The sequence below is a fragment of the Sulfitobacter sp. AS59 genome (genome assembly GCF_038899995.1).
GTDB lineage: Bacteria > Pseudomonadota > Alphaproteobacteria > Rhodobacterales > Rhodobacteraceae > Sulfitobacter.
Window position 1 is genome coordinate 153,675 of sequence record NZ_JBBMQK010000002.1, and the last position, 15,143, is coordinate 168,817.

Here is a 15,143-nt window from a genome sequence, read left to right on the forward strand (position 1 = left end):
GCCGCAACGCCGTGATTTTATAGAACCTTATCGACCACACGTGCCAGACGCGCCAAGGTCGCATCGACGTCATACAGCTTATCCAAGCCGAACAGTCCCAAGCGGAATGTCTGGAAATTATCCGGCTCGTCGCACATCAGCGGCACGCCTGCGGCAATCTGCATTCCCTCCGCCGCGAACGCCTTACCGTTTTGCACCGACGGGTCGGTGGTATAGCTGACCACAACGCCCGGCGCGCCAAAGCCTTCGGCGGCAACCGAAACCACACCGCGATCGGCCAGCATCTTGCGCACGCCATCGCCCAAACGCCACTGGGCCTCTTTCAGACGCTTAAACCCATAGGCTTGGGTTTCTTTCATGGTGTCGCGGAAGCCGCGCAGCGCATCGGTGGGCATGGTCGAATGATAGGCATGCCCGCCATCCTCATAAGCTTTCATGATGCTATGCCATTTGCCCAGATCAAGCGAAAAGCTGTCCGACTTGGTTTCGGCCAACCGCGCCACGGCACGCTCCGACATCATCACCAATCCGGCAGAGGGCGACGCGCTCCACCCCTTTTGCGGGGCCGAGATCAACACATCCACGCCAAGCGCCTTCATATCCACCCAAGCACAGCCCGACGCGATACAATCCAGCACCATCAACGCGCCCACCTCATGGGCCGCATCCGCCATCTGCCTGATATAGTCATCTGGCAGGATCACCCCGGCGCTGGTCTCTACATGGGGCGCGAACACCACCTGGGGCTTTTGGGTCCGGATCGTATCGACCACCTCATCAATCGGGCATGGCGCAAAGGGCGCGGGCGTGCTGTTGCCCTGCATCCGCGCCTTAAGAACGGTGGTATTGCCGGTCAGATCACCGCTTTCGATGATCTGGCTCCAACGGTAAGAAAACCAGCCGTTGCGCACCACAACAACTTCGGCATTGCGGGCGAACTGGCGGGCCACGGCCTCCATCCCGAACGTCCCGCCACCGGGCACAATCGCCACGGCATCGGCGTTATACACCTCTTTCAGCATGGCGCTGATGTCGCGCATCACGCCTTGAAACGCCGCCGACATATGGTTCAACGACCGGTCGGTAAAGACGACCGAGAATTCTTCAAGCCCTTGCGGGTCAACAGTATTCAGCAAAGCTGGCATGGGTGTCTCCTTTTCCTTTAAGCGCAAGATACAGCGCCGCCTGCCAAAGTTATAGGCCCAATGGCCCCGCAAGACGTTCTTCGCTCAGCAGCACATTCGCCTCGACCGCCCCTGCCCCCGGCAAGGTCATAATCCGCCGCCGCAAGACCCGTTCAAAATCGGCCAGATCCCGCGCAACAACCCGCAAGCGATAATCATAAAGCCCTAAAACATGTTCAACCGTTTGCACTTCGGGGATCGCACTGACCGCACGTTCAAAATCCTCAAGGCTCACACGCCCTTTGGTCGCCAGCTTGACGCCCAAGAACACCGTCACGCCAAAGCCTAACGCCTCGCGGTTCAGCCGCAATCGCTTGCCGCGCAAGATACCTGCGTCCTCAAGCCGTTTGATCCGCCGCCATGTGGCAGGCTGGGACAGCCCCAAATGCCGCCCCAAGGCCCCCGCACTTTGCGTCGCGTCGCGCGCCAGTGATCGGATCAGATGATGGTCAATCTCGTCTAACTGAATCATAGCGGCAGCGCCTCGTCCGATTTGATCCGCGCCACATGCATCAGCGCCTCAATGTCGGCGATATGCGGCAGGGTCAGGATCTTGCCGCGGTAAATCGCCTGATAATGTGCCATGTCACGGGCAATGATCGACAGCCGCACATCCACACGCCCCAGAAACGTCTGTATTTCGATCACTTCTGAAACGGCGCGTGCTGCGACCAGAAACGCATCAAACGCATTACCTTGCGTCTTATCCAGCGTGATCCGCAATGACACTTCGACGGTATAGCCAAGGGCGGCCCAATCCACGATCATGCCCACACCCTCGACAATCCCCGCCTCTTGCATGCGCACAATGCGCCGCGCAACCTTGCCGGGGCTTAACCCAACCCGATCTGCCAGCTCGCCCGGGCTCAGCCCTGCATCGCCCTGCCAATGACGCAAAATGCGCCGATCCTCATCATCAAGCATGACTTTTCCATATTTTTACCAAATCACGCATTACCATCTTCATTTTGCCAAATAAACTCATAATCCGACAATGGCATCACCCGATCCATCAGCTATAACACACTCAGATTTCAACGAACCCGAAAGGACGCCCCAATGCGCGTTTATTATGACCGTGACTGCGACGTTAACCTGATCAAGGATAAAAAAGTCGCCATCCTCGGCTACGGCTCCCAAGGCCACGCCCACGCCCTGAACCTGCGCGATTCCGGCGCGAAAAACCTCGTCGTTGCTCTGCGCGAAGGCTCTGCCTCGATCGCCAAAGCCGAAGGCGAAGGCCTGAAAACAATGGGCATCGCCGAAGCCGCCGCTTGGGCCGACGTCATCATGTTCACCATGCCCGACGAATTGCAGGCTGAAACCTACAAAAAATACGTGCACGACAACATCCGCGAAGGCTCCGCCATCGCATTCGCCCACGGCCTGAACGTCCACTTCGGCCTGATCGAACCAAAGCCCGGCGTTGACGTGATCATGATGGCCCCCAAGGGCCCGGGTCACACCGTACGCGGCGAATACTCCAAAGGCGGCGGCGTGCCTTGCCTCGTGGCCGTTGACAAAGACGCCTCCGGCAAAGCGCTGGAAATCGGCCTGTCCTACTGCTCCGCCATCGGTGGCGGTCGCTCCGGCATCATCGAGACCAACTTCCGCGAAGAATGCGAAACCGACCTGTTCGGCGAACAAGCAGTTCTGTGTGGCGGTATCGTTGAACTGATCCGCATGGGCTTTGAAACACTGGTCGAAGCCGGCTACGAGCCCGAAATGGCCTATTTCGAATGCCTGCACGAAACCAAGCTGATCGTTGACCTGATCTATGAAGGCGGCATCGCCAACATGGATTACTCCATCTCCAACACAGCCGAGTATGGCCAATACGTTTCCGGCCCGCGCATCCTGCCATACGCCGAAACCAAAGCCCGCATGAAGGATGTTCTCAGCGACATCCAATCCGGTAAATTCGTGCGCGACTTCATGCTTGAGAACACAGTGGGCCAGCCCACACTCAAAGCATCGCGTCGCTCCAACGACGAACACCAGATCGAAATCGTCGGCGGCAAACTGCGCGACATGATGCCATGGATTTCCGCAGGCAAAATGGTCGACAAAGCTAAGAACTAAAATTCAAAAGGCCCGGGGGTATTCCTCCGGGCCTTTTCTACCCGCGCCCCTTAGGGCCAACATTAAAACGACACGTCATTGCAGGTCTCAAGTCCGCGACGAAAGCTTGGCTTTGCCCACCAAAGGTCGCCCATGCATAACACCCCCAACATCACCGCCAGCAGCTGGCTGATGATCGCCTTGCTGGCGTTCATCTGGGGCGGTACGTTCATGGTCACCGAAATCGCCCTCACCGGCATGCCCCCGTTCTGGATCGCCGCCAGTCGCGTCAGCCTCGCCGCCCTCGTGATGACCGCAATCTGGTCCCTGCGCGGCTTCCATCTCTTCGCCGTGCCACCAACCAAAACAGACATCACCGCCCTGCTCTTCGTCGGTGCCGCCAGCTCTGCCGTGCCCTTCAGTCTGCTGGCGTGGGGTCAGCAATATGTGACATCCGGTTTTGCTGGTGTCTCTATGGCCGCCGTTGCCCTGATTATTCTGCCGCTGGCGCATTTCTTCGTGCAAGGCGAACGAATGACACCGCGCAAAACACTTGGCTTCGTCATCGGCTTTATCGGCGTCACAATTCTGATCGGTTCCCAAGCGTTCGAAAGCACAGGGGCCGCCTTCGAAACCGCTGGCCGTTTCGCCTGTCTCGGTGCGGCCAGTTGCTATGCCCTCAGCTCCCTGGTGATGCGCCGCCTACCCCAAGTCGACGCCATCGGCCTTGCGACGATCCTACTCATCATCGCCAGCGCCATCACAATCCCCCTCGCATTCCTGATCGAAGGGCTACCACCGCTACCGTCCGCCAAAATCCTAGGCGTGCTCGCATTTCTCGGTCTCGTCCCGACAGCCGCCGCAAATTTCCTGCGCGTCTTGGTGGTGCGCAGCGCAGGCCCGGTCTTCATGTCTCTGGTCAACTATCAAGTGCCGGTATGGTCCGTCTGCCTGGGCGCGCTGATCCTGGGCGAACCCCTGCCCGCCTCGCTCATCTGGTCCCTCGCCCTGATTTTGGCAGGCGTCGCGCTCAGCCAATACGGCGCGCTCCGCAGGTTGTTCACCAACCCGCAGACCTAACTCCAAATGGCAAAAAATCCTCGCCGAAGGCATCCGCACGCAAGACACGGACCAACCCTTTGAACCGGCACGACAACGCCGCCCCGACCCCGCCCAAATAAATCGAATGCGCTTTTGCGCGCCTTTAGGTCCGGACCGATTGGGTCATGGCGTCGACAACCATATCCACCGCCCGCGCCATCAGGGCAGCATCTTCATGCTCGGCCATCACGCGCACCAATGGCTCGGTGCCCGATTTGCGGATCAACAAACGCCCTTGCCCGGCCAGATCAGCCTCGGCTTGTGCAATCGCTGCCTTGACCTGCGCGTCATCCAATGGTGTCTGTCCCGCGGCAAAGCGCACGTTCTTCAATAGCTGGGGCACCGGATCAAAGCTGTTCAACAATTCCGATGACGGCTTACCGGACCGGATCATTTCCGCCAAGAACTGCAAGCCCGCCATCAACCCGTCGCCGGTGGTGGCGTGGTCCGTCATGACGATATGACCCGACTGCTCCCCACCCAAGTTGAACCCGCCTTCGCGCATCCGTTCCACGACATAGCGGTCACCGACGGCTGTGCGTTCCAGCTGCACGCCCTGGCCTTGCAAAAAACGCTCAAGGCCAAGGTTGCTCATCACCGTGGCCACCAGCGCATTATTCGTTAAGCGCTCTTCAGCCGCCCAACGCGACGCCATCAGTGCCATGAACTGATCGCCATCACCGACTTTCCCGTTTTCATCAATCAAGATGACCCGGTCCGCATCGCCGTCCAGACAGATGCCGACATCCGCCTTATGCTCGATCACGGCCGCCGCCGCCCGTTCAGGGTGCGTCGATCCGCAATTATCGTTGATATTAAATCCGTTCGGCTCAACGCCGATGCGCACCACTTCTGCACCCAGCTCCCATAGGGTTTCGGGGGCCACGCGGTGCGCGGCACCATTGGCGCAATCGATGACCACCTTTAGCCCGTCTAGCCGCATGCGACGCGGAAAGGACGATTTCACACGCTCAACATAGCGGAACCGCCCGTCGTCAATCCGTTTCGCACGGCCAATCTTGTCGGAGGGGATCAGGTCGACACCATTGGCGATCAGGTGCTCGATCTCGGCCTCGACCGCATCGCTCAGCTTGAACCCGTCGGGGCCGAAAAACTTGATCCCGTTGTCGGTGGCGGGGTTGTGGCTGGCCGAAATCATCACACCCAGATCCGCGCGCATCGACCGCGTCAAAAGACCAACCGCAGGGGTCGGCACGGGCCCAAGCAGCAAGACATTCATTCCTGATGATGTCAGCCCGGCGGTTAGTGCGCTCTCGAACATATAGCCCGACAGCCGCGTATCTTTGCCAATCACAACCCGATGTGCGCCGCCCCGGCTGCTGCTGAAATAGCGGCCCACCGCTGCGCCGATTTTCAAAGCGACCTCGGCGGTCATAGGGTGGACATTGGCCGTGCCGCGAATACCGTCTGTTCCAAATAACTTCGTCATAAAATACTCCCAGAATATGCAGCACGCCAAAGCGAAACAGCTTGGCGGGTCTCAGCCACGTCATGTACACGCACCAATTGCACACCTTGCGCCAACCCTGCAAGGGCGACGCCAATTGACCCAGCCGCGCGGTCTTTCGCCTCGGGTGCATTGCCAAGAGTACCGATAAACTTTTTCCGTGACGCCCCCAGCAAAAGCGGCGTGCCAAGCGCATGAAACAAGCTGATCCGCGACAGTAACGCCAGATTGTGGTTCAGATTTTTCCCAAAGCCGATCCCAGGATCAGCAAGGATCGCGCTGCGCGCCATTCCGCCGACCTCAAGCATGGTAATCTGACGCTCAAGCGCATCATAAACGTCCAGCAATACGTCTGAGTAGTTGGGGTTCAGATGCATCGTTTCGGGATCGCCCTGCGCATGCATCACGCAGACAGGCAGTTGATGCTTTTGGCAAAACGGGCCAAGGGCTGGGTCATAGGTGAACCCAGAGACATCATTCACCAGATTGGCCCCCATGGCCACGGCGGCCTCGGCCACCGCCGCTTTGCGCGTATCGATTGAAATTGGCTGGGTCAGCCCGGCGGCGCGCAGGGCGCTGATCGTGGGCGCAGTGCGGTTGATCTCGACCTCAATCGGGGTAGTCTGCGCGCCGGGGCGCGTGGATTCACCGCCGATGTCGATGATATCTGCGCCCGCTTGCGCCATCGCCAGCCCTGCGGTCACAGCATCGGCGACGCCCTCGTGCTGGCCCCCGTCCGAAAAACTGTCAGGTGTTGTGTTCAATATGCCCATGATGCGGGGCCGGTCCAAGGACATGCCTGCAATGGGGGGCCGTGGTGCCGTCAGTCGGTCGGCCACATCTGCGGGCAGTTCATTTGCCGGGATCACCTGCGCTGGCGCGTCGCGTGACAGGACCTCCACATGGGTAAACCAGCCCCAGCCGCCCGCCAGTTGTACAGACGTTTCGGGGCGTGCAGGCCCGATCTGAACAAGCGGTCTGAAATAGTCGGTCATGGCGCTAAATTTGTTCCTGATCGACAGCCACCATGCGCAAAGGCACGGATGCCTGTTTGGGCAGGTCACTGCCGAACACCAGCATCTCTGTCGCGTCGAATGTTGCGGCAAACCACGCGGCCAAAGCAACCGCATCACGCGGTTGTGCCGATGGGATATCAACACTGTCCAACACGATTTTCGACGGGGCCCAAACGCTGGTTTGGCCATTCTTCATCGCCCAGTCCAGCTCCGTGCGGGTCGATACAACGACACATCGATTGTCCTTAGACGCCAAAACCCATGCGTTCTGTTCAATCGCCAGCAAATCAATCCGCCGCTGCGCCATCTTATGCGCGACCTGCGGGGCGGGCGTATCAGACGCACCAACACACAGGATCAACGGACGCCCCAACTGTTCAAGCTGGTCCAGCCACCCGGTTAGATAGGGAGAGGTAATTGCGGCATTGCACAGATATACCAATTCGGGGTGCGGCACCTCTGCGGCCTCGGACCGCGCGTCGGGGGCATCATCGCGGGCACGGGCAATTTCAACGCCCAAGGCACCGGGGCCCCGGTCCAGCTTTTCGATACGGACGAATACGCGCATCGCCTGACGTTCCAGCAAAATCCGGTCGGCCACGCGTTCGGCAAGGGTTTCCAGTAGGTTCAGCCGTTCGTCCGACAGTTCATGGGCAATGGCTTCGGTCACGCGGTCATAGGACAGGATGCGATCCACGTCGTCGTCCACAGGGCCGGTCAACGGCTGCACCTCGACCACGATGTTAAAGCATATGCGCTGTGTCACACCGCGTTCAGCTTGAAAGGCACCGATTTCAACCTCGACGATATGGTCGCGCAGGGAAATACGGTCTAAAGGTTCCGGCCCAGCAGTGGCGGCAGCGCGCTCGGACGGGTGCGCAAAGGCAAGCCTTGTGTCGGTGGTCATCATGCGGGCCTTTACGTTTCGACGGTCAACACGATCCTAGACCGTTTACCCGGATGTAACAAAGCCAGTTGCGGCTGGCCAGACCTCAAAGACGACGGCGGCCAGCGCTTAGTTGGAGGCGGTACGCACGCCATCACGGTAAAACAGATGAACGCCGATTTTCGCAGTGCGGGTAAAGACACGCGACCAACGCGGGCTAACGGCAGTGGTGTGATAATATGTGGCACCATCCGTCAGCGACGGCACTTTGCCATCAAGCACTGCGCGCGCGATCTTGCTTACGCGGTCATAGGCGCGCGGCTCTGAAATCACTTCGGCATAGCCGTCACAGGTATAGGTGAACTGGCACTGGTACTTTTTGCCGGTTCCCTGATGGATCACGTTGCACAGCGACCCGGGGAAATCATCGGATTTGACCCGGTTCAGGATCACCTCGGCAACAGCGAACTGGCCCTTGACCGTCTCGCCCCGCGCTTCAAAGTAAAGCGCCTCGGACAAGCATTTCCACTGTTCGCCGCCAGATGCTTTTGGCTGCTCTGCCAGCCAGCTGCGGGTAAATTCGATCTCGTTTGCCGATGCACTCTCTGCGATCATACGTTCCAGCCGCTCTGATCCGACTGCTTGCAATCCTTTCGACTCGATCTCGGCCAGTGTTTCGGCCTGTTGAGAATTGGCGTAAGCGGCCAATGGTGTCGAAATGGACAGCGCCGCAGCAGCGCAAAGGGATAGGAAGGTAGAATAACGCATTGAGCGCCTCGCAGGTAATTTCAGAGACGCCGATTAGACAATGCAGCCCCTTACGTAAACCCTAAGCACGGCAATTGCGCGATTAACCGCCCAACAATACCACATATTGACGTGATAATTCCAAAAACTACCCTATCTTGTGTTCAATTGCCAGTTGAGCCGCCGCGAGTCTGGCCACGGGAACCCTGAAAGGTGAACAAGAAACGTAGTCGAATCCCGCTTCTCGGCAGAATGCAATCGATTCGGGGTTGCCGCCGTGCTCTCCGCAGATCGACAAAGTGATACCCGGTTGGGCCGCCCGACCGCGCGATGCGCCCAGTTGCAACAGCTCGCCCACCCCGTCTTGGTCCAGCATATGGAACGGATCTTCGGGGAACACGCCCTGCTGCACGTAGGTCGACATGAACCGCCCCGCGTCATCGCGGCTCAGGCCGTATGTCATCTGCGTCAGGTCGTTTGTCCCAAAGCTGAGGAACGAACAATGCGGCGCGATTTCACCGGCCCGCAGCGCGGCGCGTGGCGTTTCGACCATGACCCCCAAACGATAGGTAAAGGTGGCACCGCGTTCGTTGCGCACATCCGTGGCGATCTTGTCGATGCTGGCCTTGACCAATTCAACCTCGCGCTTGGCCGAAACCAGCGGGATCATAATCTCGGGCACCACAGGGTCGCCATCACGGCTGGCCTCGATTGTGGCCTCAAAAATCGCGCGCGCCTGCATTTCGTAAATCTCGGGCACAGTCACCCCAAGACGCACGCCGCGCAAACCCAACATCGGGTTATATTCCGACATCGCCTCGATCCGGCGGATCACGTCGGACAAGGGCAAATCCAACGCTTCGGCCAGATCACGCTGCCCTGACCGGTTGGCGGGCAGGAATTCATGCAGGGGCGGATCGAACAACCGGATGCACACGGGCTGTCCCTGCATAATGCGGAAAAGCTGAATGAAATCATCGCGCTGCATCGGCAACAGACGTTCCAACACCGCCCGACGCTCTTCGCTGCTGTCGGCAAAGATCATCTCGCGCATCACGGTCAAGCGGCTGGGATCAAAGAACATATGTTCTGTCCGGCATAGACCGATGCCATGGGCGTTGAAATTGCGGGCCGTCTGCGCATCGGCGGGGGTGTCGGCATTGGCGCGAATGCCGATATCTGCCGCCTCCTCCGCCCAATCCATCAATTTCTGGAACGTCGCATCCAGCAGCGCCTCAAGCATCTGCGCGGCCCCTGCCAGAACCTCGCCCTTGGTGCCATCAATCGTAATCTCGTCACCGGCTTTGAACACACGGCCATCGGGGGCGGTAATTTGTCCTTTGACCAGATCAAAGGTCATCGACGACGCGCCCACAACACAGGGCAGACCCATACCGCGCCCGATCACGGCGGCGTGGCTGGTGATCCCGCCGCGTTCGGTCAACACCGCTTGGGCCGCATGCATGCCGCGAATATCCTCGGGCGATGTTTCGCGCCGCACCAAAATACATTTTTCGCCCCGTGCCGCGCTGGCCTGCGCATCATTTGCGTTAAACACGATTTTACCCGTCGCGGCACCGGGGCTGGCGGCAATACCGCGCCCGATCAGATCCCGCTTGGTCCGTGGATCGACCTGCCGGTGTAGCAGTTCGGTCAATGTGCGCGGCTGCACCCGCATCAATGCTTCTTCACGCGAAATGATACCTTCCTCGGCCAGCGCCACCGCAATCCTGACCGACGCGCGTGACGACCGCGACACCCGCACACCGTCGAGGATAAACAGCTCTCCGTCCGAGATCACAAATTCCAGCTGCATTTCAGCGCGCAACCGCACCCTCATCAATTCGGCGTTTTGCTTTAACGTTTCAAAGGCTTCCGGCGCGTGTTCCTCTAGCGAAGGCCCCCGTGGATCGCGGGTCAGATACATCGCGTCGGCATCGCCCTGCAACGCGTCACGCCCTTGGGACTGGCTTAGATAGCGACCCGTGATCTGCGGCAGCCCGGTGTCGCTATCGACCAATTGCAACACGCCCGACCCGCACAGCCCCGTGCCAACACCAAATGCCATTTCCTGAACGATCAACCCCAGCCCCGCATCCGCAGGCGCACCTTTGGCCTGCCGCAACAGCCGTGCCGAGGTGCCCTCCCACGCGCGGGCCATAGAGCTTAACACCGCCGTTAACTGGGTCACGCGGTCTTGGGGGAATGCTTCTTCGGTCTCAAGCTCGTAGGCGCGCAGGGATTGTTCCAACGCCTCGCGCCCGTCGCCGATCACATCGTCGAACATGTCAGGGTCAAGCCGCGCAATGTTGACGGCATAGGATTGCACGAACCGCGTATACAGCGCGGATGCAGGCCCCTCGCCCATGCGATCGCAGTAATCTTTGAACCGCGCATCGTTCATACCGATGTTCAACACTGCCCCCGGGCCGCCCCAATCGGGGTCTTGGCTGGACGGGCGCACACAGAGCAACGCCCCTTTGGGAAATTCATCCGCGACAGCTTGCAAATCCGGCATCCGGCCATTCGCGATCTCGTGCACCACATTGAAGGGCAGCGTGACCGTACGCGGCACCGGCAGATCAAGACGCACCAGACGTTGCAAACATTTTGCCCGCCCGCCATGGGTTTCCGTGGCGATGGGGGCGGTCTGGGTCACCAGCGTTGTCATGGGCGTTTTCTGCACTGCGGCACCTTTTTGGTCTGTCCGCAGCATAGGCTTTCGGTGTTGTCTGGCAAGGCTTGATGCGCCCTGCCAGACCAAAGAAGCAGACTGTTAGCCGTCGATTTTGGTCAGGTCCGCGACCGAGGAACAGATGGTGCGGATGCGGCTAAGCAGGTTCAACCGGTTGCGCCGCACGGTGCTGTTGTCGGAATTCACCTGAACCGCATCGAAAAACGCATCAATCGGGCCGCGCAAGGATGCCATGGCGGACATGGCGGCGGTAAAGTCTTGCGCCGCCATCGCCGGATTAATCTGTGCTTCGGCCTTATCAAGCGCGTCGAACAATGCGCGTTCTTCGTCAGTCTCAGCGAATTTGATGTCTGCACCATAGGAGTATTCGACCCCATCCGCCGCTTCCGCTTGGGACAGGATGTTATTGGCGCGCTTGAACCCTTGGATCAGGTTTTCACCGTCATCGGTTTTCAGCGTTTCGCTAAGGGCTTTGGCACGTTTGACCAGAAGGGTTAGATCGTCGTTCCCCTCCATCGCGATGCAGGCATCGATGATATCGTGACGGACGCCTTGGTCCTTAAGGTAAACCTTCAGGCGGTCGTGGAGGAAGGAGAGGAGGTTTCGCGCGTCAACTCCAATAAGATCAATATCAGAAAGATCTATATCGCCAAAAACCTCATCCATTTTTTCCTTAAACTTTTCAGGGTTCTCAGTCGCGGAAATAACCCTCCCGGTCTTTTTGCGAATTTCGTTCAATCCTGAAAGTGAAACACCCATGTAGCGAGCAACATCCATCTCATAATCTTGTTCCTCGCGGCTAATCTGGTCGTGTTCTTTTCTCTGTATTTCATAGATGGAGTCAGAGAATATGCTAAGGAGGTTTATTTCGACCGTGTTTTCCAAAAGAATCCGAATAACACCCAACGCCGCGCGGCGCAGCGCGAACGGGTCTTTCGACCCCGTCGGCTTTTCATCAATCGCCCAGAACCCCGTCAGCTTGTCGATCTTTTCGGCCAGTGCCACCGCGATGGAAACCGGCGCGGTTGGCACATCGTCCGACGGGCCAAGCGGCGCATAGTGGTCTTGCGCGGCGGCGGCGATGGCGTCGGATTTGCCCGCCGCTTTCGCGTAGTAGCTGCCCATGAGCCCTTGAAGCTCGGGGAATTCATAGACCATTTCCGACGACAGATCAGCCTTGGCAAACCGTGCGGCCTCGCGGGCCTCGACTGCATCGGCACCGACCATCGGGGCCAATTCGCCTGCCAGTGCTTCCATCCGTGAGATCAGTTCGGCCTGTGTGCCCAGCTTGTTGTGGAAGGTCACGTTTGACAGACGGTCGACCCAAGTCTGCATCCCTGCGTCAGATTTGGCGATGCGCAGGTCGTTTTCCCAAAAGAATTTGGCGTCCGATAGACGTGCGGAAAGCACCTTTTCATTGCCCGCCAGAATTGTGGCCCCGTCATCAGCGGTGGTGCGGTTGGCGACAGTGATGAAACGCTCAATCCGGCCGGACTTGGGGTCGCGCACGGAAAAGAACTTTTGGTGCTCTTTCATCGAGGTCTGCAAAACCTCTGGCGGCAGATCAAGGAAATCGTCGCCGATCCGCCCCATCAGCACCACAGGCCATTCGACCAGCCCTGCAACCTCGGCCAGCAGGCCAGCGTCCTCGACAACCTCAAGCCCGTTGGCAAAGGCCATATTGGTCGCGTCATGCCAGATCGCATCGCGACGCTCGGCCGGGTCCAGCACGACAAAGGCGCGTTTCAGCTTGGCAGCGTAGTCGTCGAAATTGCTGACGGTGATGGTGTCGGGGGCAAGGAAACGGTGGCCACGCGTGGTGGCCCCCGCTTCGATCCCGTCAACGTTCATGGGCACGACCTGCGCGCCGTCCTCCGCCGTCAGGATGCACAGGATGGAATGCAGCGGGCGCACCCAGCGCAAGGAACCGGTGCCCCAGCGCATGGATTTCGGCCATGGGAAAGTGCGGATCGTGGTTTCAAGCACTTCGGCCACGATCTCGGCTGCGGGGCGGCCCGGCTTTTTGATCATCGCGAACAGGATGTTGCCCTTGGACGTTTCGCGTTCTTCCAGCTGGTCGCGGGTCAGACCGGCACCGCGCAAGAACCCTTCGATGGCTTTTTCGGGCGCATCGGCTTTGGGGCCTTTGCGTTCTTCGGTGATCGACGGGCTGGCGTCCAGCATCCCCTCGATCGTCAGGGTCAAACGGCGCGGCGTCGAAAATGCGGCGGCTGAGGCATAGGTCAGCCCCGCCTCGACCAAGCCGTTCGTTACCAGTTTTTTCAAATCATCCGCAGCCCGCGCCTGCATCCGGGCGGGAATTTCTTCTGAGAAAAGCTCAATCAGCAGGTCGGGCATCAGTGGTACCTTTCGGTTGCCGCATTACATAGCACGGCTAAGAATTTTTGCGCTTCGCGCGAGGATATTTAAGAGCCAGAGAAGGCCCTATTGGCTGGGCTGTTCCGGGCAGGTTTCGCCGACAACGGTGCCATCATAAGACTTTTCGCCACAATCGTTCAGCTCGTGCCAGATATAGCCGTGACCGTCTGATGTGATGGCGACAACGCGGTCCACGCCAAAGTGGACGTTCTTTTGGCTTAGGAACGTCTGGGCGGTACCCGCGTCAAGCGCTGCGCCGATGGATTTGGCATCGAAGCAGTCAAACCAACCCGGCGCATTGCGCGGCTCGATCTTGTCGGTCGCCACATAGGTTTCGGACAGCGTGGCAAGGCTGTCTGTGGTGTCAAAACACGCACGATACCGGATCGGAGAGCTGTCCGCGTCAATGGCACGAAAGTTTTCTGTCGCGATGGGTTCAGGCTGGCCTGTTGAAAGCGACACCAATTCGACCCCGTTTTCGGGTGTTGGCGCATCGTGATAGTAGCCGTAGATTTGGACGTAATAGAGCGTCATGCCCGCAATGGCAGCTGCGGCCAGGATAGCGCCGCCGACGATTTTACCGTTCATGCTGCGTCCTCGGTCCAGCCGCCAGCGCGGGTTTGAACGAATGCGTCAGCGCAGGCTTTGGCCAAGGTCCGCACACGGCCAATATAGGCCTGGCGTTCAGTGACCGAGATAACCCCACGTGCGTCGAGCAGGTTAAAGATGTGGCTGGCCTTGATGCACTGGTCATAGGCGGGGTGCGCCATGATGATGCGTTTGCCGGTTTTGGGGTCAAGGGCCTCTTGCGACAGGATCGCGTTGCATTCGTTTTCCGCCTCGACAAAGTGATCCAGCAGCACCTCGGTATTGGCCACGTCAAAGTTCCAGCGCGCGAATTCTTCTTCGGTTTGTTTGAAGATGTCGCCATAGGTCAGCGGGATCGGCGCGTCAGGGCTGTTGAACGGCATGTCCATAACGTGATCGACACCCAGAACATACATCGCAAGGCGTTCCAGACCATAGGTCAATTCGCCCGATACCGGGTGGCAGTCATGCCCGCCGACCTGTTGGAAATAGGTGAATTGCGACACTTCCATGCCGTCGCACCAGACTTCCCAGCCCAGCCCCCATGCGCCCAAGGTCGGGCTTTCCCAGTCATCCTCGACAAAGCGGATATCGTGCAGTGCCATATCGATGCCGATCGCCTGAAGCGAGCCGAGGTACAGTTCCTGCAAGTTGGGCGGGCTTGGTTTGATCAAGACCTGATACTGATAATAATGCTGCAAGCGGTTCGGGTTTTCACCATAGCGCCCATCGGTCGGGCGGCGCGACGGTTGCACATAGGCCGCAGCCCACGGGTTGGTGCCCAAGGAGCGCAATGTGGTTGCCGGGTGGAACGTGCCTGCGCCGACTTCCATGTCGTAGGGTTGCAAGATTGCACAGCCCTGCCGCGCCCAATAGGTTTGGAGAGCAAGGATGATTTCCTGAAAGGAACGGGGACGCTGAACCGGGTCGGACATGGGATAAGAGCCTTTACTACTGCGCGCCTTTCCTACGGCGCGCTCGGCCAAGGGTCAATTGGCAGCTTTATGATGATTTCATA

General features: G+C 58.9%; 13 protein-coding genes. 2 read left to right on the forward strand and 11 right to left on the reverse strand.

The window, feature by feature from the left end:
* Window positions 1-17: 17 nt before the first annotated feature.
* The 3 genes from WNY39_RS05020 to WNY39_RS05030 are packed head-to-tail and all read right to left on the reverse strand — an operon-like array spanning window position 18 to window position 2,108.
* A complete protein-coding gene (locus tag WNY39_RS05020) occupies window positions 18-1,145 on the reverse strand; it encodes an aminotransferase class V-fold PLP-dependent enzyme (protein WP_342844587.1) in 1,128 nt (375 codons plus the stop codon).
* Between the two features lie 49 nt (window positions 1,146-1,194).
* Window positions 1,195-1,656 carry an Lrp/AsnC family transcriptional regulator gene (locus WNY39_RS05025; protein ID WP_342844588.1) on the reverse strand — a complete coding sequence of 154 codons (462 nt, stop codon included), beginning with the start codon at window positions 1,654-1,656 and terminating at the stop codon, window positions 1,195-1,197.
* Window positions 1,653-2,108 (reverse strand): Lrp/AsnC family transcriptional regulator, encoded by a 456-nt coding sequence (locus WNY39_RS05030; RefSeq protein ID WP_342844589.1) that lies wholly within the window; start codon window positions 2,106-2,108, stop codon window positions 1,653-1,655. Before WNY39_RS05030 ends, WNY39_RS05025 begins: the two co-directional genes overlap by 4 nt.
* Before the next feature lie 135 nt (window positions 2,109-2,243).
* Between WNY39_RS05030 and ilvC the strand changes: the two genes are divergently transcribed.
* The gene (ilvC, locus tag WNY39_RS05035; RefSeq protein ID WP_219578063.1) at window positions 2,244-3,266 is read left to right on the forward strand and encodes a ketol-acid reductoisomerase; all 1,023 of its coding nucleotides are present in this window, start codon (window positions 2,244-2,246) and stop codon (window positions 3,264-3,266) included.
* Window positions 3,267-3,398: 132 nt separating this feature from the next.
* Complete coding sequence (locus tag WNY39_RS05040; protein WP_342844590.1) at window positions 3,399-4,325, forward strand: DMT family transporter; 927 nt, start codon at window positions 3,399-3,401, stop codon at window positions 4,323-4,325.
* Window positions 4,326-4,449: 124 nt separating this feature from the next.
* Here the strand turns inward: WNY39_RS05040 and glmM are convergent, their stop codons facing one another.
* The 8 genes from glmM to WNY39_RS05080 form a co-directional block, all read right to left on the reverse strand.
* Window positions 4,450-5,796 (reverse strand): phosphoglucosamine mutase, encoded by a 1,347-nt coding sequence (glmM, locus tag WNY39_RS05045; protein ID WP_342844591.1) that lies wholly within the window; start codon window positions 5,794-5,796, stop codon window positions 4,450-4,452.
* Window positions 5,793-6,809, reverse strand: coding sequence for a dihydropteroate synthase (gene folP, locus WNY39_RS05050; protein WP_342844592.1), 1,017 nt, complete (start codon window positions 6,807-6,809; stop codon window positions 5,793-5,795). Before folP ends, glmM begins: the two co-directional genes overlap by 4 nt.
* Before the next feature lie 4 nt (window positions 6,810-6,813).
* Window positions 6,814-7,737: a dihydroneopterin aldolase gene (locus WNY39_RS05055; protein WP_342844593.1), complete on the reverse strand. Its 924-nt coding sequence runs from the start codon at window positions 7,735-7,737 to the stop codon at window positions 6,814-6,816.
* Window positions 7,738-7,845: 108 nt separating this feature from the next.
* Window positions 7,846-8,484, reverse strand: coding sequence for a cell wall hydrolase (locus WNY39_RS05060; RefSeq protein WP_341234271.1), 639 nt, complete (start codon window positions 8,482-8,484; stop codon window positions 7,846-7,848).
* Between the two features lie 127 nt (window positions 8,485-8,611).
* Window positions 8,612-11,134, reverse strand: a complete 2,523-nt coding sequence (locus tag WNY39_RS05065; protein ID WP_342844594.1) for a putative PEP-binding protein — start codon at window positions 11,132-11,134, stop codon at window positions 8,612-8,614.
* A 105-nt stretch (window positions 11,135-11,239) separates the two neighbouring features.
* Entirely contained in the window at window positions 11,240-13,516 is a 2,277-nt protein-coding gene (glyS, locus tag WNY39_RS05070) for a glycine--tRNA ligase subunit beta (protein WP_342844595.1), read from the reverse strand.
* Window positions 13,517-13,603: 87 nt separating this feature from the next.
* Entirely contained in the window at window positions 13,604-14,125 is a 522-nt protein-coding gene (locus WNY39_RS05075; protein WP_342844596.1) for a DUF6446 family protein, read from the reverse strand.
* Window positions 14,122-15,060 (reverse strand): glycine--tRNA ligase subunit alpha, encoded by a 939-nt coding sequence (locus WNY39_RS05080; protein WP_342844597.1) that lies wholly within the window; start codon window positions 15,058-15,060, stop codon window positions 14,122-14,124. The genes WNY39_RS05075 and WNY39_RS05080 overlap by 4 nt, the downstream gene beginning before the upstream one ends.
* Window positions 15,061-15,143: the final 83 nt, after the last annotated feature.